Here is a 16,919-nt window from a genome sequence, read left to right on the forward strand (position 1 = left end):
GGGACCGCGACTCCCGACGCCCCGGGAACCACGACCCGGTCGGTCATGTGCTCCGGGTGCCGGCTCCACGGGGTGAGCCGGCACCGTCCGAACACAGCCTGCGCACCCTTGGCCATGTGCGGCAATCGACCTTGCGGAACCGGCAAACAGAAGCGGCCGGTCGACCAGGCCGTCGGTGGACCGGCTACTCCTCGGGCTCCCAGGCGATCAGCTGCTCGAACACCCGCTGGTCGCCCTCCGTCTGCACGTCGTTCAGCGTGAGGCGGCCCCAGACGAAGAGGAGCAGTTGCTCGGCCGTGCCCGTGGCCGAAGCGGAGGCGGGCGCGGCGTCGTCCGGCAGGGGTGCGGGCCAGGCGCCGGTGTCGTCCAGCGTGAGGAGCCAGGAGCGGCCCTCGGTGGCGTGGTAGTGGATGGTTGCGGCCTCGTGCGGCCAGGCCGCCGGGGTGGAGTTGCAGGTGTCGAGGAACTCGGCCACGCCGTCGATCGCGATGTCCGCCGGCATCGGCTGCACGGCGCCTACGGCGAGTTGGGCGTCGTAGGTGTGCACCAGCACCTCGTGCACCCTGCGCCGGGCCACGCCCCAGGCATTCGCCGGCGACACGCCGGCGCTCCACCATGTCCAGCACGCGCGGTCCGGTCCGGCCTCGCGCAGCGTACTCAGCAGCAGTTCGTTCGACTCCGCGTACCAGGCCAGCAGCGCCTTGAGCTCGCGCGGCGGCTCCGCGGCGTCCTTGGCCGGCGGAGCCTCGGCCGGGCCCGCGGCGACGATCGCGGCCCACCAGCGCTGGCCCGTACCCAGGTGCCGCACCAGGTCGAACAGCGTCCACCCGGGGCAGGACGGCACCGGCGCGTCAAGGCCGGGCGCGGCGGCGACCGCACTGCGGAACGCGGCCGACCGCTCGTCGAGCAGGTGCAGCAGGGCGGGAAACTCAAGTCTCTCTGTCACAGCGCTACCCAACACTCCGGCTCAGCCTCCCGCACCCCCTTTTGGGGCGATGGGGAAGGGGAACACCGTGCCGGGAACTCGGCTCACGCGGTGGGCTACGTGCCGCATGTTGCGGAGAGGGCAGGATTCGAACCTGCGTGGACCCCTGAAGGGATCCGACCTTGAGGCGTGCTCGCTGGTCCCCGATCAACCACTCCGGGCACCTCTCCCTGCTCCCGACCCCTTCTTGTTTCCTTGTTTCCGGGGTCGTTCACGTGAAAGAGAATGGCACGGGCCCCTGACACGCGACTGACACCGGACCGACCGTCACGCGGCGTGCGCGCGCCGCTCGGACGCCTCCACCGCCGCCGGCCGGGAGGGGGAGTCGCTCGCTTCGCCGGGGATCAGCCTCAGATGGCGGCGGCGACGTGTGTGCCGGGGACCGGAGGACGCCGCGGGCAGCCAGTCCTCGACACGGTCCATCACCACCAACAACAGCGCCAGAGCCGGCAGGAGCAGCACCGCTATCACGATCAGCACGTCGCGTCCCTTCCTCCATGGCAGTACCGTCCGGGTGCCCGCCCCGCGGAGTCTCAAGGCGGCCGGGCGAAGGCGCGGTGGGAGTCGGAGCGAGGTGTCGGCCGTCATGCCGGCTTGAGCGGGTGCCGTGCGGTTACCCGCCCGGTATGGCGAATCTGCATCTTCCAGGGCGACGGGACCAGCACAGCGGCGGGCGGGCGCCGGACTTCCGGGCGCCGTCGCCGCAGGAGGCGGGGCCCGGCCCGCAAGTCGAGCGGTCGGCACCGGACGCGCCCACGGAGCTGCCGAAACGGGCCTGGCGTGCCGTACTCAAGGGGACCCTGAAGGAGTTCAAGGACGATGAGCTGACCGACCGGGCGGCGGCGCTCACCTACTACGGCGTGCTGTCCTTGTTCCCGGCCCTGTTGGTGCTGGTCTCCTTGCTGGGCATCACCGGCAGGTCGACGACCGACAAGGTGCTGGCCAACCTCGACCAGCTGGCACCCGGCTCCGCACGGGACATCATCACCCGGGCCGTGGAGCAGTTGCAGGGCAACGCCGGTACCGGATCGGTGATGGCGCTGGTGGGCATCGTGGTGGCGGTGTGGTCGGCGTCGGGGTATGTGGCCGCCTTCATCCGCGCCGCGAACGCCGTGTACGACATACCCGAGGGCCGTCCGGTGTGGAAGATTCTGCCGGTGCGCCTCGGCGTCACGGTCGTGCTGATGGTGCTCGCCGTGGCCAGCGCGTTGATCGTCGTCTTCACCGGCGCCCTGGCCGGCAAGGCGGGGCAGGCGCTCGGGATCGGCGACACGGCGCTGACCGTGTGGTCGATCGCGAAATGGCCGGTCCTCCTCCTGCTGGTCACGGCGATGATCGCTCTCTTGTACTGGGCGAGCCCCAACGCGAAGGTGAAAGGGTTCCGCTGGGTGACACCGGGCAGTTTCCTCGCGCTGGTGATCTGGATGGCCGCCTCCGCCGGGTTCGCCGTCTACGTCGCCGATTTCGCCTCCTACAGCAAGACGTACGGCACGATGGCAGGCGTCATCGTCTTCCTCGTCTGGCTGTGGATCACCAACCTCGCCGTACTGCTGGGCCTGGAGTTCGACGCCGAGACCGTGCGCCAGCGCGCCGTCGCCGGCGGGCACCCGCCCGAGGCCGAGCCGTACACCCAGCCGCGAGACACCAGGACGTGGGACGAGGAGGACGTACGCCGACTGGATGACGCCTGACCAGTCGTGACCTCCGGGCGCGGCGACCACGCCGGTCAGGGGGAGGGCGCGGGACGCAGGCGCATGTCGGCGGGGTCGGTCCCGGGGTGTTGGTGCAGGAGTGACGGCCGGGGGCTTGGTCGGGCTGGAGGCCGGGTCAGACGCCCAGGCGCGCCGGCCGGATCGCTCGTGTACGTGCTCGTCGTGGTTGCCGTGCCCGACGACGCGCTGGTCAAGATCCACCGGGTCACGAGTCTGTCCCAGCCGGTGCCGGCCTCGGACACGCGGTGAGGGGCGGCGCGGCAAGTACCGGCATGCGTTGTGCCACGGGGCGTGTAACAGGCGTGTTCCCAGCGCGAGTTCGGGGGAACGGCTCGCCGGGGCCGAGCAGTCCTGTTGAGCAGAGACGCTCACCGGTACCGAGCCCCACCGACCCATGTGGACGCGTGCAGGACGGTACCGAGCGGCCGACCCCGCAACCGATCCGAGGAAAACGATGCGCGTTCACAAGCTCACCTTCGCCGCTCTGGCCGTCGCCGCGGGCCTCTCGCTCACCGCCTGTCAGAACGACGACGGCGGCACGACGGGACAGAGCGACCCGTCGGCCGCGTCCACCGCCTCCTCCCAGGACGGCGGTACGGGAGCGGGCAGCGGCTCCGGCCAGGGCGGCGGCGCGCAGTCCTCCGACGGCGCGGGCTCGGCCGGGAACGGCTCCGCGGGCAAGGGGTCCTCCGTACAGGGTACGGCCGCGGGCAGCGGATCCGGCGCGGCAGGCGGGACCGGGAAGGCAGCCTGGTGCCGTACCGACGAACTGGAGATCACGGCGGTGGACGACACCATCGACGGCGACCCCGATCGCACCGTCGCGGTGACGATGAAGAACCACGGTGGCCGGGACTGCACGATCTCGGGCTACGCCGGCGTCGACCTGAAGCTCAGGGAAGGCACGCTGTCCGCGCAGCGCACGGGTGAGAAGGCCGCCTCGTCGATCCTGAAGAACGGGCAGTCGATCGCCTTCGGCATCCACTACCCGTCCAACGACACGGGCGGCTCCGGCGTCCGCGTCACCGGGCTGCTGGTGACGCCGCCGAACGAGACCAGGACGGTCACCCTCAAGTGGCCCGGCGCCGCCACGCTGCCCGTCACCGACGAAACCACCTCCCGGGTGACGGTCGGCCCGGTGGGCAGCGCCGGCCAGGGCGGCTGACCGACCACCCGGCCGAAGCCGTGCCCTGCCACTGCGCACCACGACCCGTGGGTCAGGAACCAGGGGGGACGGCGCGGTTCAGGGGTTCCAGGTCGTCGTAGAGGGCAGCGTGGAGTGCGGCGGCGAGTTCGCGAGCCCGTGCCTCGTCCCGCACGCCGTGCATCATGAAGTAGACGGGGCCCGTGTAGGCGCCGAAATCGACCTCGTGGTTGTCGACCAGGCGGAGGATCGCGGCCCGGATGGCTTCGTTGACGGCGTCGCAGACCCCGCGGCCGGAGCCGGCGGTGAGGGTGTCCGCCTTCACGGTCCAGCGCGGACCCTCGGCCTCGATGGCGACGAACACGACGTTGTGCGCCATGGCATTGCGGTAGGCGTCATGGAAGGCGTTGGTACCGGTGGCATCCGGTACGAGGTGGGCGGGGCAGGGGACCGGTAGTGGCTGCACCTGTGCATACTCCCAAGAGGAGCCGTCCGTACGGGCTCGCAACGCGAGGGCGGACAGCGGCCTTCGCGCCTTCTCAAGACCTTGCCGCCCGGCCGGCGACAGTGACTGATCGTCAAGCCGTTGTGATCATGTGTTCCAGGTAGCTGCCGCCTCGGCGGCCCCGGCCGCCGGCGCGGTCTTCCGCCGCCCGGCCGGACGCTCGACGCGATGTTCCGCGAGCCCCATGTGGAGGGCCGAAAGTTTCGGGAACAGGATCACTTGCCGGTCTGCAGCGTGCGCAACTCTGTGGCCTGGCCCGGAGGGTCGCATCGGTGGAGTCCTTGGAATCGGCCGATGACCAGGCAATCCGTCCTCGCGGGCGCATTCTGCCGAGCAGAAAGCTTTCGAAACTTCTACCGAAACTGTTGACACCCGTCGGCCGCCGTCCAGACTGTTCGCCAGGCCGGTGCTCGTCACCGGCGGTCCGGGCCGCACGCTGACCCGGCATCCGGTCGCGGCTCCCACGGCGGCCAAATGTGTCATGCCCATGCCCTATCCGGTCGTTCCCGGCCGGTGACGGCCCGGGGGCCTGGCGCACAGCAGGCCCTCCACACCCGCACAGGGAGGAAACACCCCCATGAGTACGCTGATCCACGGGATGCGCCGCAGACGCGGCCTCGTGGCTGTCGTCCGAGGGCTCGTCGCCGCCGCGGCGGCGGCCGTGCTCGCCTTCGCGCTGCCCGGCGCCGCGCAGGCCGGCACGACCATCACCTCGAACAGCACCGGTACCAACAACGGCTACTTCTACTCGTTCTGGGAGCAGTCCAGCGGGGCCACGATGACCCTGGGGTCGGGCAGCAACTACAGCCTGACCTGGAACTCGGCCGCGCAGAACGTCGTCGCCGGCACCGGCTGGAACCCGGGCAACAGCAACACCGTCTCGTACTCGGGCACGTGGAACTGCAACGGCAACTGCTACCTGTCGCTGTACGGCTGGACCACCAACCCGCTGATCGAGTGGTACATCGTCGACAACTACGGCAACTACAACCCGAGTACGGGCGCCACCAAGCTGGGCTCGGTCAGCAGTGACGGCAGCACGTACGACCTGTACAAGACGACCCGCGTCAACGCGCCGTCCATCGAGGGCACCGCGACGTTCGACCAGTACTGGGCGGTCCGCCAGGCCAAGCGCACCGGCGGCACCATCACCGTCTCGAACATCTTCAACGCCTGGAAGAACCTCGGCCTCAACCTCGGCACCCCGAACTACGAGATCCTGGCCACCGAGGGCTACCAGAGCAGCGGCAGCTCCAACATCACCGTCACCAGCGGCGGCAGCAGCGGCGGTGGCGGCGGCACCACCCCGCCTCCCAGCGGCGGCGGCAGCGGCGGCTGCACCGCGACGCTGTCGGCCGGCCAGCAGTGGAGCGACCGCTACAACCTGAACGTCTCGGTCACCGGCTCCAACAACTGGAAGGTGACGGTCAACGTCCCGACCCCGGAGAAGATCAGCTCCACGTGGAACGTCAACGCCAGCTATCCGAGCAGTCAGGTACTTGAGGCCACACCCAACGGGAGCGGCAACAACTGGGGTATGACGATCATGACGAACGGCACCTGGACATGGCCCACCGTGTCCTGCGCGGTCACCTCCTGATCCGCGTTCCCTGAGCACCACTCGCCGAGTACCACGTCGCGGCGCGGCGGCTTCCGGGCCTCCGCGCCGCTTCGCGTTCCCGCGGGTTCGCGGCGCGTGGTCCTCCCGGCCCCGGCACGGGCGGCCACTGCACCCCCTGCCGTCCTCCATCTGCTGGGCCAGGCGACCGGTGACGCGCCGGTGGGCGACGTACTACTGCGCCACGTCCTCCAGTTGCCGTCCGCTCGTCTCCTCCGCGGCCGCCCCCGCCGTGAGCGAGCCGATCAGGGCCACCACCGCGAGGGTCACGAACACGGTGCCGAGCGCGCCGTCCGCGTAGACCGCGCCGACCACGATCGGGCCGAGGATGACGCCGAGGCGGTTCATGGCGCCGCCGATGCTGGAGCCCAGGGCGCGTATGCGGGTGGGGAAGAGTTCGGGGGTGTACAGGTACAGGCAGATGTTGGAGCCGAAGAGGAAGACACTCGCCAGCGAGGTCCACACCAGCACGCCCGTGGCCGAACCGCCGGAGAAGAAGCCGAGCAGGAGCAGGGCGACGGCGGCGGCGCCCAGGCACCAGGTGACCGTGCGGCGGCGCCCGGCGCGGTCCACGGTCAGCGCCACGAGCAGGCAGCCGACGAGGCCCGCGCAGGAGGTCACCGTCGAGTACCCGAGCGCTTCCGGGAGGGTCAGGCCGAAGCGGGTGCCGTAGATGGTGGGCAGCCAGGACGTGATGCCGTAGTTGACGAAGTAGCCGGTGAACCACAGGACACCGACGACCAGCGTGCGCCTGCGGTAACGGCCGCGGAGCAGTTCTCGCAGTCCGCCGCGGCTCTCGGACCCCCGTGTCGCGGGCGCCGCGGGTGCGGGCTCGGGCAGGGGTGCGCCGGTGGCCCTCTCGACCTTCCGCTCGATCGCCGCCATCGTCTCCAGGGCCTGCGCGTGGCGTCCGCGGTCGGCGAGCCAGCGCGGCGACTCGGGTACGCAGCGGGTGATGAGCAGGCACAGTGCTCCGGGAACCGCCGCGAGGCCGAACATCCAGCGCCAGCCGAGCAGCGGCACCAGCCACGAGGCGAGCAGGGCGCCGGCGGTCAGGCCCGCCGGGAAGACCAGCTCGTACAGGAGGACGAAGCGGCCCCGCTGGTGGGTGCGGGTGATCTCGGCGATGAAGGTGGCCGCGACCGGCACCTCGCCGCCGATGGCCAGGCCCTGGACGAAGCGGGCGGCCATGAACGGCGCGGGTGAAGTGCACAGGGTGAGCGCCAGGTTGCACAGACTGGACAGCGCGATGCAGGCCGCGATGACCTTCACCCGGCCGAGGCGGTCGGCCAGGCGGCCCGACAGCAGCGCCCCGGCGAGCATGCCCACCGAGCCGACGGTCATCAGCGTGGTGGTCTGCCCGGTGCCCAGCTGCCATTCGGCCCGTAGCTGGGGCAGCGCGTAGGCGATGAGCAACTGGTCGAAGGCCTCGAAGAAGGTCACCGCGCCGATGACGAGGCGGACGGTGACGTGCCAACGGCACAGAGGCAGGCGTTCGAAGCGGGCGCCGATGGCGGCGGCGAGTGCGGCGGCGTCGGGGTGGCGGCCCGCGGTGGGAGCGTCGATGGTCATGGAGGGGGCCTCCGGCTTCCGCGCGGGATGTCGGAACGCGCGGCAGTGGTAGGGCCGGGCGGGAGGGGCCTGAGCGGCCCTGCGTACGCGCGGCGGTGAGAGACGGGAGGGCTCGGCGGGTCGGGGACAGTGCCTGAGGGCGCGCCGGCAGATCTCCCCGGCGACCGTTGCGTAAGGGCTGAATGTTTTAGCGCTTAGGTTGTACCCCTGATGCGACGGGGGTCGTCAAGGGTTCGCCGCCGGGGAAAAAACATCGGACCCAGCCTCTTGCGGTCGGAATATTTAAGCCCTTAGATTTCAAGCGCTTCGCCGATCGGCTTCGGCTCCGTGAGTGGGCCGCCCGCGAGGCTTCCCCTGCCACTCCTGTCCGGAGGTTCTGCCATGCCGCGCATCCCACCCGACGAGATCCTCATCGCGGGCGTGTTCCGGCGCGGCGCGGGCGCACCGATCGAGACGGCGGACCCGGCCGACGGGACCCTGATCACCACGATCCACGCCGCCTCGCCCGCCGACGTCGACGAGGCGGCCGGCGCCGCCGCGGCGGCGGCCGCCACGCCCGCCTGGCGCGACCTGCTGCCGCACCGGCGCGCCCGCCTCCTGTACCGGATCGGCGACCTGATCGAGGAGCACGCCGCCGAACTGTCCGCGCTCCAGACCGCCGACACCGGCAAGACCCTCACCGAGACCCTCGCCCTGGCCATGAGCGCCGCAGGCACCTTCCGCTACACGGCCGCCGCGCTCGAGACCGCCGAGGACTCGCTCACTCCCGCCCGCGGCCCCTACGTCACGATGAGCGTGTACGAGCCCATCGGAGTGGTCGGCGCCATCAACCCGTGGAACTCGCCGATCGCCTCCGACGCGCAGAAGGTCGCCCCGGCCCTCGCCGGCGGGAACGCCGTCCTGCTCAAGCCCGCCGAGTGGACGCCGCTCGTCTCACTCGCCTTCGGCCGCCTGGTCCACCGGGCGCTCACCGAGGCCGGGATGCCGACCGCGCTGCTCTCCGTCCTGCCGGGCAAGGGCAGCGTCGTGGGGAGCGCGATCGTCACCCATCCGCTCGTCCGCCGGATCGGCTTCACCGGCGGCACCGCCACCGGCCGCACCATCGCGCGCGCCGCCGCCGGCAAACTCGTCCCGGCCTCCCTGGAACTGGGCGGCAAGTCACCGACGATCGTCCGCGAGGACGCCGACATCGAACAGGCCCTCGCCGGTGTGATGTTCGGGATCTTCTCCTCCAGCGGGCAGTCGTGCATCGCCGGGTCGCGGCTCTTCGTGCACCGCTCGCTCCACGACTCCTTCCTCGGCGAACTCGTCGAGCGGGTACGGAAACTGCGGGTCGGACCGGGCACCGATCCCGGCACCCAGGTCGCCCCGCTCGTCCACCACCGCCACCGCGACGCCGTCGCCGCGTACGTGGACCTCGCGCGCGCCGAGGGCGGACGCGTCCTGTGCGGCGGAGCCGCCCCGGACGGCGCGGCCCACGCGGACGGCGCCTACTACCTGCCGACCGTCATCGACGGGCTGCCCAACTCCGCCCGGGTGTGCCAGGAGGAGATCTTCGGTCCGGTCCTCGTCGCACTGCCCTACGAGGACGAGGACGACCTCGTCCGGCAGGCCAACGCCAGCGTGTACGGCCTCGCCTGCGGCATCTGGACCCGCGACGCCCGTGCGGCCTGGCGGCTGGCCCGGCGCATCGAGGCGGGAACCGTCTGGATCAACACCTACAAACAGTTCTCCATCTCCACCCCTTTCGGCGGGATGAAGGACAGCGGCCTCGGCACGGAGAAGGGCCGCGACCTCATCCGCGCCTACCAGCGGCAGAAGTCCCTGTACTGGGGCACCGACGCCACCCCCCTGCCCTGGGCCGGCTGACCCACACCCCGGAGACCCTCACCATGACGCACCCCCCGATCGCCCGGCTGCGCGCCCTGCGCTCCGTGGAACTGCTCACCCCGCACTTCGCCGAGGCCACCGACTTCTACGAGCAGGCCTGGGGACTGGAAGTCGTCGAGGCCGAACACAGCACGAGCTGGCTGCGCGGCACCGGCGAGGAACACCACGCCCTCCAGCTCACCCGTGCCGACCGGATCGGCCTGGGGAAGCTCGCCTTCGCCGTGGGCACCCCCGCCGAGATCGACGAGGCGGCACGCAGACTGGAGGCACGCGGCATCACCCCGGTCAGCGGTCCCGGACCGCTCGACCAGGTGGGCGGCGGCTACGGCCTGCGGTTCCGGGACAACGACGGACGGCTGATCGAACTGTCCGCCGACACCTGGGCGGTGGCGGCCCGCGGACGTGACGCCGCGGTGCCGGTCGGCGTCACGCACGCGGTGCTCAACACCCCCGACATCGACGCGTCGGTGGCCTTCTACCGGGACGTCCTGGGCATGCGCGTCTCGGACTGGTCCGAGCACCAGATGGCGTTCCTGCGCTGCAACAGCGACCACCACTGCGTCGCCTTCAACCAGGCGGCCTGGGTGTCCCTGAACCACGTGGCGTACGAGATGAACTCCGTCGACCACTTCATGCGCGGCCTCGGGCGGCTGAGGCACCACGGCATCACCCCCGAGTGGGGGCCGGGCCGGCACGGGCCCGGCGACAACACCTTCTCCTACTTCACCGACCCCACCGGCCTCGTCTGCGAGTACACCTCGGAGGTCGCCCAGGTCGTCGAGGACGCCTGGATCTGCAAGGTGTGGCGGCGCACCCCCGAACTGTCCGACGTGTGGGGCACCGCCGGACCGCCGTCCCGGCTGATCCGCGCCCACATGGCGGGCACGCCCGACGGCAGCCCCGTCGTCTTGCCCGTCGACGCCGAAGGAGTCCCCGCATGAGCACCCCCACCCCGCGCCGCGTCGGCCTGATCGGCTGGGGCGCCATCGGCCGGGTCGTCGGCGGCGCGCTCGCCGCGGGCGACATCCCGGGTGCCGAACTCGTGTGCGTGGCCGACAACCGGCCCGTCGGGGACTCCGCCCCGGTCCCGCAGTACACCGTCGAACAGGCCCTCGACCACTGCGACCTGATCGTCGAGGCCGCCGGACAGGCCGTGGTGCGCGAGTGGGGCGAGGCGATCCTCGCTTCCGGCACCGACCTGCTCGTCGCCTCGACCGGCGCCCTCACCGACGACGAACTGGCCAAGCGATTGCTGCACACCGGGCCCGGCCGCGTGTACTTCACCGGCGGCGCGGTCGGCGGACTCGACCTGTTGCAGGCCGTCCGCGCCATGGGGCCCCTCGACGAGGTCCGGCTGACCACCACCAAACTGCCGTCCACCCTCGAACAGCCCTGGATGGGCGAGGAGTTGCTCGCCCGCATGCGGTCGGCCACCGGGCCGGTCGAGGTCATGACGGGGACCGCACGGGACGTTCCGGTGAAGTTCCCCAAGTCGACCAACGTCGCGGCCTCCGTCGCCCTCGCCGTCGGAGACCCGGAGACGGTGCGGGTCAGCGTCGTCGCGGACCCGGCGGCCCGGCACACCTCCCATGTGATCGAGGCGTCCGGCGCCCACGGGGACTACCGCTTCGAGGTACGGCACCTGCCGGACGCCACCAACCCGGCGACCAGCCAGGTCGTCCCGTACGCGGTCCTCCGTTCGCTCGCCGCGCTCGCCGGACGGACGGGGCAGATCCTGTGACCGCCTACGACATCCGGGGCCTGCACCTGGAAGCGGCCGGCGGCAGCGGACCGCTGCTGCTGTGCCTGCACGGCATCGGCTCCTCCTCGGCGGCCTTCGCCCCCCAACTCGCTGCACTGGCGGACGGCTTCCGGGTCGTCGCCTGGGACGCACCCGGATACGCGCGGTCGGCCGACCCCGAACACCCGCTCACCATGGACGACTTCGCCGACACCGCCGCCGAGGTGATCCGCGCCCGGGGCGGCGCCGCCCACGTCCTCGGCGTCTCCTGGGGCGGCGTGATCGCACTGCGGCTGGCCGTGCGCCACCCCGAACTGGTCGAGTCGCTGATGATCTGCGACTCCTCACCCGGCTCCGGAACCGACCCCGGGAAGGCCGCCGGGATGCGGGCCCGCGCCGAGGAACTCGCCCGGATCGGCCCGGAGGCCTTCGCCGCCGCCCGCGCCCCGCGCCTGGTGTCCCCCGACGCTCCCACCGACCTGGTGCGGCGGGTGACCGCCACCATGGCCGCCTCCGTCCGCCTGCCGGGCTACGCACACGCGGCCGAGGCCATGGCCGCCACCGACCTGCGCGGTGAACTGCACCGCATCACCGCGCCCACCCTCGTCCTGTGCGGCGACAAGGACCGGATCACCGGTCCCGACGGCTCACAGGTCCTGGCCGGCGGTCTGCACAAGACCGCCTACGTGATCGTCAAGGACGCCGGTCACCTGGCCAACCAGGAGCAGCCCGAGCGCGTCAACGCCTGGCTCGCCTCCCACCTGCACATCGTCACCGACCACCTCGCTCACGCCACGAAGGGCTGACCACCATGCCTTTGACCACCACCGACTACGACAACGGCGGCGACCTCGCCAAGTACACCGACTCCCTGATCGCCACCAAGGACTCCCGCGAGCCCGACTGGGGCACCCTGTCCTTCCAGGAGAAGGCGGGTCCGCAGTACAAGCGGGCACAGATCCGCTACGTCGGCTCCGGAGCCACCGGCAACCACGAGGACGACAACCGGATCATCCCCTCCGGCGGCTTCACCTTCTCCAACATGCTGCTGCCGCCCGGCGCCGAGGGCCCGGCCCACACCCACCACGACGTCGAGGAGGCGTTCTTCGTCCTGGAGGGGAAGGTCCGCGTCGGCATCCACCGCGGTCCCGACGAGGTCGAGTACCGGACCCTCGGTTACCGCGACATGATCGTGGTGCCGGCCGGCGTCACCCGCTCGCTGAAGAACGAGGGCGACACCGAAGCGCTGTTCTGCGTCATCATCGGCACGCGGAAGCCGCAGGTGCCGACGTACCCCGAGTACTCGCCGCTGTACGGCATCACCCGTGACTGAGCCGGCCGCCCGGCGCACCGTCGTCGTGACGGGCGCGGGCCGTGGCCTCGGCGAGGCCATGGCCCGCCGCGCGGCGGCGGACGGGTTCCGGGTGGTGGTCGCCGAGCTGAACACCGCCTGGGGCGAGCGGACCGTCCGGGCGATCCGCTCGGCGGGCGGCGAGGCGGAATGCGTGCCGCTGGACGTCGCGGACCCCGCGTCGGTCGCCGCGCTCGCCGACCGCCTGGCCGGCTCCGGCCCCGTCTACGGACTGGTCAACAACGCCGCGCTGGCCAACGGCGTCGGCGGCAGGGAGTTCCAGGACATCGACATCGAGGTCTGGGACCGGCTGATGGCGGTCAACGCGCGCGGCCCCTGGCTGGTGGCCAAGCACCTGCTGCCCCTGATGAGCCGGCCCGGCCGCATCGTCAACATCGCCTCCGACGCCGCCCTGTACGGCTCGCCCCGGCTCGCCCACTACCTCGCCTCCAAGGGCGCGGTCATCTCCCTCACCCGGGGCATGGCCCGCGAACTGGGCGAGCAGGGCATCACCGTCAACGCGGTCGCCCCGGGCCTCACCGAGGTCGAAGCCACCGAGACCGTCCCGCCCGAGCGGCACGCGCTCTACGCCACCCACCGCGCGATCACCCGCCCGCAGCGGCCCGAGGACCTCACCGGCCTCGTCGCCTATCTGCTCGGCGAGGAGTCCCGCTACGTCACCGGACAGGTGATCGCCGTCAACGGCGGCTTCACCATGCACTGACGTCCACCACTCGACCCCTGCAAGGAGTACGTCATGGATCTCGGCCTCGCCGACCGCACGGTACTCGTCACCGGAGGCAGCTCCGGCGTCGGCCTGGCCACGGTCCGCGCCCTGCTCGACGAAGGCGCCCGCGTCGCCACCTGCGGGCGTGACGGCGAACGCCTCGCCAAGGCCGCCGCCCGGCTCGGCGCCGGACCCGACCGCCTGTTCACCGCCACCTGCGACGTCCGTGACGGCGACGCCGTACGCCGCTTCACCGACGCCGCCGCCGCCCGCTTCGGCGGACACATCGACGGCCTGGTCAACAACGCCGGTCAGTCCCGCATGAAACGCCTGGACGACACCACGGCCGAGGACTGGCGCGACGAACTGGAGCTGAAGTTCGCGGGCGTCCTCAACCCCCTTGCCGCCGCGCGCCGGTACCTGCGCGCCTCGGACGCGGCTTCGGTGGTGAACGTCAACGCCGTGCTGGCGAAGCAGCCCGAGACCCGCCTGATCACCACCAGCGCCGCCCGCGCCGGCATCCTCAACCTCTCCAAGTCTCTTGCGCACGAACTCGCCGCCGAGGGCATCCGGGTCAACTCCGTCTGCCTCGGCCTGATCGACACCGGCCAGTGGACCCGCCGGCACGCCGCCGCCGGCAGCGGCCTCACCTACGACGACTGGCAGGCCGAACTGGCCGCCGACCGCGGCATCGCGCTCGGACGGCTCGGCCGTGCCGACGAAGTGGCGTACGCCGTCGTGGCGCTGCTCGCCCCGCGCGCCTCCTACATCACCGGAACCAGCATCGACGTCTGCGGCGGAGTCGGCCGCGGCATCCTGTGAGGAGCCTCTCCATGCAGTACGACAACGGAGGCGACCTCCTCGTCGCCCATCTGAAGTCCCTCGGCATCGACACCGTCTTCGGCATCGTGTCGGTGCACAACCTGCCGCTCGTCGAAGCGGTCGACCGTGAGCTGCGGTTCGTACCGGTGCGCCACGAGGCCACCGCCGTCAACGCCGCCGACGGATACGGGCGGGCCCGCGGCTCCCTCGGCTGCGCGCTGACCTCCACCGGAACCGGGGCGGGCAACGCGGCCGGCTCGTTGATCGAGGCCCTGGCGGCCGGCACGTCGGTCCTGCACGTCACCGGGCAGATCGAGTCCGCCCACCTGGGCGGCGGGCGCGGATTCATCCACGAGACGAAGGACCAGCTCGGCATGTTGACGGCCGTGTCCGCGTACGCGGCCACCGTCGGCTCCGCACGCGACGCCGGACGACTGCTGCGCGAGGCATCCGCCGCCGCCCTCGGCACACCCGGCGGACCCGCCAGCATCGAGTGGCCCATCGACCTTCAGTACGCGCCCCAGCAGGACACGGGCGAGTCGGTCACCGCCGCCCCGGCCCCGCTGCCCACCCCAGCCGCCCTCGCCGCCGCGCGCGAACTGCTGGCCTCCGCCCGCCGCCCGTTGATCTGGGCGGGCGGCGGCGCCACCACCGCGCGCGACGAACTGCTCGCCCTGCTGGAGGCCACCGGCGCCGGCCTGCTCACCTCCAACTCCGGCCGCGGCAGCGTGCCCGAGGACCACCCGCTGGTCATCGGCAACTTCGCCACCACGCCGCCCTGCCGCGCCCTCCTCGCCGAAGCCGACGTACTCCTCACCATCGGCACCCACTTCCGTTCCAACGAGACCGCCGACTACGGACTGGAACTGCCCGCCGCCCACCTCCAGATCGACGTCGACCGGGCCGCCCTCGGCCGGGTGTATCCGGCGCCCCACACCCTGCACGGCACCGCCGCCGCCGTCCTGCCCGCGCTCACCGCGGCCGCCCGCCGCGCGGACGCCGACTGGACGGCCCGCGTGAAAACCGTCCGCGAGGACGTACGCGCCACCCTGCACGACAACATCGGCCCCCAGGCCGCCGTCTGCGACGCCCTCGCCGCCGCCCTGCCGCGCGGCGCCGTCGTCGCCCGGGACGTCACCATCCCCTCGTCCTCCTGGGGCAACCGGCTGCTGCCCATCCACGATCCGCGCGCCAACGTCTTCCCCCGCGGCGGTGGCATCGGCCAGGGCCTCGGCATGGGCATCGGCGCCGCGCTCGCCCGGCCGGAGCAGCCGACCGTCGTCATCGCAGGCGACGGCGGCCTCGCCGTCCACCTCGGCGAACTCCTCACCGTCGCACAGGAACGCCCCCGCCTGACCCTGATCGTCTTCAACGACGGCGGATACGGGGTGCTGCGCAACATGCAGGACACGTACGGCGAACGCCGCTCCGGCGTCGACCTGTTCACCCCGGACTTCGCCGCGCTCGCCGCCGCGTGCGCCCTTCCCTACGCGCGCATCGCGTCGGAGGCGGACGCCGCCCCCGTCCTGCGGGCGGCCCTCGCCTCCGACGGCCCGACCCTCGTCGAGGTCGACCTCGACGCGCTCGGCCCGATGAAGAACCCGTTCACCCCACCCGTCACGATCCCCGCCGCGTAGGGAGGCCACCGCCATGACCGCTGACCGCGAGTACGAACTCGACCTCCTCGTCCGCCGGATGACCTGGGAGGCGGAAGGCGTCCTCTCCGTCGACCTGGTCCACCCCGACGGCAAGCCGCTGCCCGCCTGGACCCCGGGCGCCCACCTCGACCTGCACGTCGGCGGGCACGTCCGCCAGTACAGCCTGTGCGGCGACCCCGCCGACCTCACGGCCTACCGCCTGGGCGTCCTCGACGAACCGTCCTCGCGCGGCGGTTCACGGCACGTGCACAGCAAGCTGCGCCCGGGCCAGAGCGTGCGGGTGGCCGGCCCGCGCAACCACTTCGCCCTGGAACCCGCCGCCTTCTACGTCTTCCTCGCCGGCGGCATCGGCATCACCCCGATCCTCGCGATGGCCCGCCAGGCCGGGCGGGACGGGGTGCCCTACCGGCTCGTCCACGGCGGCAGGACCCGCGCCACCATGGCCTTCGGCGCCGAACTGACCGCGCTGACCGGCGGCGAGGTGACCCTCGTACCGCAGGACGAGCAGGGCCACATCGACCTCGCGGCCGCCCTGCGGGACCTGCCGGACGACGCCCTCGTGTACTGCTGCGGACCCGAACCGCTGCTGAAGGCGGCCGAAGAGGCCTGCCCCGCGGGCCGACTGCGCATCGAACGGTTCGCCGCGCCCGCCACCGTGGCACCCGACGGCGACGACACGGCCTTCGAGGTCGAATGCCGCACCTCGGGTGTGACCCTGACCGTCGACGCCACCACCTCCATCCTCGAAGCCGCCGAGAACGCGGGCCTGACCGTCACCTCCTCCTGCCGCGACGGCATCTGCGGCTCCTGCGAGACCCGCGTCCTCGCCGGCACCCCCGACCACCGCGACCACCTGCTCAGCGAGGCCGAACGCGCTGCCGGCGAGACGATGATGATCTGCGTCTCCCGCTGCGCCTCCGCCCGCCTCGTCCTGGACCTGTGACCCGTACGGAGAGCGAGACATCCATGACCACCGACACCTGGCCGTACCTGGACCCGCACCAGAGCCGGGACCACGAGCCCACCCCGTACGAGCTGAAGCTCGCCCGCACCCTGGAGGAGATCTTCACCCGCGACGGCCACGACCTGGCCGACGTCGTGGCCGGGCTCAACGCCCGCCAGGTCCGCACCCCCGCCGGTGAACCGTGGACCGAGGAGACCTTCCGCACCGAGATGCACCGCCTGGGAGCCTGA

The 16,919-nt window shown here is 72.0% G+C and carries 17 protein-coding genes and 1 pseudogene; 13 read left to right on the forward strand and 5 right to left on the reverse strand.

The window, feature by feature from the left end:
- Window positions 1-184 precede the first annotated feature (184 nt).
- The 3 genes and pseudogenes from HZZ00_RS17455 to HZZ00_RS17465 form a co-directional block, all read right to left on the reverse strand.
- On the reverse strand, window positions 185-946 hold the full coding sequence (locus HZZ00_RS17455; protein WP_180333054.1) for a maleylpyruvate isomerase family mycothiol-dependent enzyme: 762 nt from the start codon (window positions 944-946) through the stop codon (window positions 185-187).
- Between the two features lie 112 nt (window positions 947-1,058).
- Window positions 1,059-1,155: pseudogene (locus HZZ00_RS17460) on the reverse strand.
- A gap of 97 nt (window positions 1,156-1,252) precedes the next feature.
- Window positions 1,253-1,465 carry a hypothetical protein gene (locus HZZ00_RS17465; RefSeq protein WP_257585861.1) on the reverse strand — a complete coding sequence of 71 codons (213 nt, stop codon included), beginning with the start codon at window positions 1,463-1,465 and terminating at the stop codon, window positions 1,253-1,255.
- 146 nt (window positions 1,466-1,611) lie between these two features.
- On the opposite strand from HZZ00_RS17465, the gene HZZ00_RS17470 reads away from it, so the two are divergent.
- On the forward strand, window positions 1,612-2,676 hold the full coding sequence (locus tag HZZ00_RS17470; protein ID WP_180333055.1) for a YihY/virulence factor BrkB family protein: 1,065 nt from the start codon (window positions 1,612-1,614) through the stop codon (window positions 2,674-2,676).
- 475 nt (window positions 2,677-3,151) lie between these two features.
- Window positions 3,152-3,862 carry a DUF4232 domain-containing protein gene (locus HZZ00_RS17475; protein ID WP_180333056.1) on the forward strand — a complete coding sequence of 237 codons (711 nt, stop codon included), beginning with the start codon at window positions 3,152-3,154 and terminating at the stop codon, window positions 3,860-3,862.
- A gap of 52 nt (window positions 3,863-3,914) precedes the next feature.
- Here HZZ00_RS17475 and HZZ00_RS17480 read toward each other — a convergent pair whose 3' ends face one another.
- Complete coding sequence (locus HZZ00_RS17480) at window positions 3,915-4,307, reverse strand: hypothetical protein (protein WP_180333057.1); 393 nt, start codon at window positions 4,305-4,307, stop codon at window positions 3,915-3,917.
- A gap of 616 nt (window positions 4,308-4,923) precedes the next feature.
- Here HZZ00_RS17480 and HZZ00_RS17485 point away from each other — a divergent pair.
- The gene (locus HZZ00_RS17485; RefSeq protein ID WP_180333058.1) at window positions 4,924-5,946 is read left to right on the forward strand and encodes a glycoside hydrolase family 11 protein; all 1,023 of its coding nucleotides are present in this window, start codon (window positions 4,924-4,926) and stop codon (window positions 5,944-5,946) included.
- Between the two features lie 192 nt (window positions 5,947-6,138).
- Here HZZ00_RS17485 and HZZ00_RS17490 read toward each other — a convergent pair whose 3' ends face one another.
- Window positions 6,139-7,536, reverse strand: coding sequence for an MFS transporter (locus tag HZZ00_RS17490; protein ID WP_180333059.1), 1,398 nt, complete (start codon window positions 7,534-7,536; stop codon window positions 6,139-6,141).
- A 381-nt stretch (window positions 7,537-7,917) separates the two neighbouring features.
- Between HZZ00_RS17490 and HZZ00_RS17495 the strand changes: the two genes are divergently transcribed.
- Genes HZZ00_RS17495 through HZZ00_RS17540 form a run of 10 tightly spaced genes read left to right on the forward strand, consistent with a single transcriptional unit; the run spans window position 7,918 to window position 16,919 of the window.
- Entirely contained in the window at window positions 7,918-9,405 is a 1,488-nt protein-coding gene (locus HZZ00_RS17495; RefSeq protein WP_180333060.1) for an aldehyde dehydrogenase, read from the forward strand.
- Window positions 9,406-9,428: 23 nt separating this feature from the next.
- Window positions 9,429-10,367: a VOC family protein gene (locus HZZ00_RS17500; protein WP_180333061.1), complete on the forward strand. Its 939-nt coding sequence runs from the start codon at window positions 9,429-9,431 to the stop codon at window positions 10,365-10,367.
- Window positions 10,364-11,167, forward strand: a complete 804-nt coding sequence (locus HZZ00_RS17505) for an aspartate dehydrogenase domain-containing protein (RefSeq protein WP_180333062.1) — start codon at window positions 10,364-10,366, stop codon at window positions 11,165-11,167. The genes HZZ00_RS17500 and HZZ00_RS17505 overlap by 4 nt, the downstream gene beginning before the upstream one ends.
- Window positions 11,164-11,973 (forward strand): alpha/beta fold hydrolase, encoded by an 810-nt coding sequence (locus tag HZZ00_RS17510; protein ID WP_180333063.1) that lies wholly within the window; start codon window positions 11,164-11,166, stop codon window positions 11,971-11,973. Before HZZ00_RS17505 ends, HZZ00_RS17510 begins: the two co-directional genes overlap by 4 nt.
- A 5-nt stretch (window positions 11,974-11,978) precedes the next feature.
- Complete coding sequence (locus HZZ00_RS17515; RefSeq protein WP_180333064.1) at window positions 11,979-12,500, forward strand: cupin domain-containing protein; 522 nt, start codon at window positions 11,979-11,981, stop codon at window positions 12,498-12,500.
- Window positions 12,501-12,558: 58 nt separating this feature from the next.
- Entirely contained in the window at window positions 12,559-13,242 is a 684-nt protein-coding gene (locus tag HZZ00_RS17520; RefSeq protein ID WP_257585959.1) for an SDR family oxidoreductase, read from the forward strand.
- A gap of 33 nt (window positions 13,243-13,275) precedes the next feature.
- A complete protein-coding gene (locus HZZ00_RS17525) occupies window positions 13,276-14,067 on the forward strand; it encodes an SDR family oxidoreductase (RefSeq protein ID WP_180333066.1) in 792 nt (263 codons plus the stop codon).
- Between the two features lie 11 nt (window positions 14,068-14,078).
- Window positions 14,079-15,704: a thiamine pyrophosphate-binding protein gene (locus HZZ00_RS17530; RefSeq protein WP_180333067.1), complete on the forward strand. Its 1,626-nt coding sequence runs from the start codon at window positions 14,079-14,081 to the stop codon at window positions 15,702-15,704.
- A 13-nt stretch (window positions 15,705-15,717) separates the two neighbouring features.
- Window positions 15,718-16,668: a PDR/VanB family oxidoreductase gene (locus HZZ00_RS17535; protein WP_180333068.1), complete on the forward strand. Its 951-nt coding sequence runs from the start codon at window positions 15,718-15,720 to the stop codon at window positions 16,666-16,668.
- A 23-nt stretch (window positions 16,669-16,691) separates the two neighbouring features.
- Window positions 16,692-16,919, forward strand: a complete 228-nt coding sequence (locus HZZ00_RS17540; protein ID WP_180333069.1) for a recombinase-like helix-turn-helix domain-containing protein — start codon at window positions 16,692-16,694, stop codon at window positions 16,917-16,919.

Origin of the sequence: Streptomyces sp. NEAU-sy36 (assembly GCF_013423905.1) — a bacterium.
In the GTDB taxonomy this organism is placed as follows: Bacteria; Actinomycetota; Actinomycetes; order Streptomycetales; family Streptomycetaceae; genus Streptomyces; species Streptomyces misionensis.

Bases quoted from the DNA above. Each gene is read 5' to 3' on its own strand.
- HZZ00_RS17470 (WP_180333055.1), top strand. From the start codon at position 1,612: ATGGCGAATCTGCATCTTCCAGGGCGACGGGACCAGCACAGCGGCGGG.
- HZZ00_RS17475 (WP_180333056.1), top strand. From the start codon at position 3,152: ATGCGCGTTCACAAGCTCACCTTCGCCGCTCTGGCCGTCGCCGCGGGC.
- HZZ00_RS17485 (WP_180333058.1), top strand. From the start codon at position 4,924: ATGAGTACGCTGATCCACGGGATGCGCCGCAGACGCGGCCTCGTGGCT.
- HZZ00_RS17490 (WP_180333059.1), bottom strand. From the start codon at position 7,536: ATGACCATCGACGCTCCCACCGCGGGCCGCCACCCCGACGCCGCCGCA.
- HZZ00_RS17495 (WP_180333060.1), top strand. From the start codon at position 7,918: ATGCCGCGCATCCCACCCGACGAGATCCTCATCGCGGGCGTGTTCCGG.
- HZZ00_RS17500 (WP_180333061.1), top strand. From the start codon at position 9,429: ATGACGCACCCCCCGATCGCCCGGCTGCGCGCCCTGCGCTCCGTGGAA.
- HZZ00_RS17505 (WP_180333062.1), top strand. From the start codon at position 10,364: ATGAGCACCCCCACCCCGCGCCGCGTCGGCCTGATCGGCTGGGGCGCC.
- HZZ00_RS17515 (WP_180333064.1), top strand. From the start codon at position 11,979: ATGCCTTTGACCACCACCGACTACGACAACGGCGGCGACCTCGCCAAG.
- HZZ00_RS17520 (WP_257585959.1), top strand. From the start codon at position 12,559: ATGGCCCGCCGCGCGGCGGCGGACGGGTTCCGGGTGGTGGTCGCCGAG.
- HZZ00_RS17525 (WP_180333066.1), top strand. From the start codon at position 13,276: ATGGATCTCGGCCTCGCCGACCGCACGGTACTCGTCACCGGAGGCAGC.
- HZZ00_RS17530 (WP_180333067.1), top strand. From the start codon at position 14,079: ATGCAGTACGACAACGGAGGCGACCTCCTCGTCGCCCATCTGAAGTCC.
- HZZ00_RS17535 (WP_180333068.1), top strand. From the start codon at position 15,718: ATGACCGCTGACCGCGAGTACGAACTCGACCTCCTCGTCCGCCGGATG.
- HZZ00_RS17540 (WP_180333069.1), top strand. From the start codon at position 16,692: ATGACCACCGACACCTGGCCGTACCTGGACCCGCACCAGAGCCGGGAC.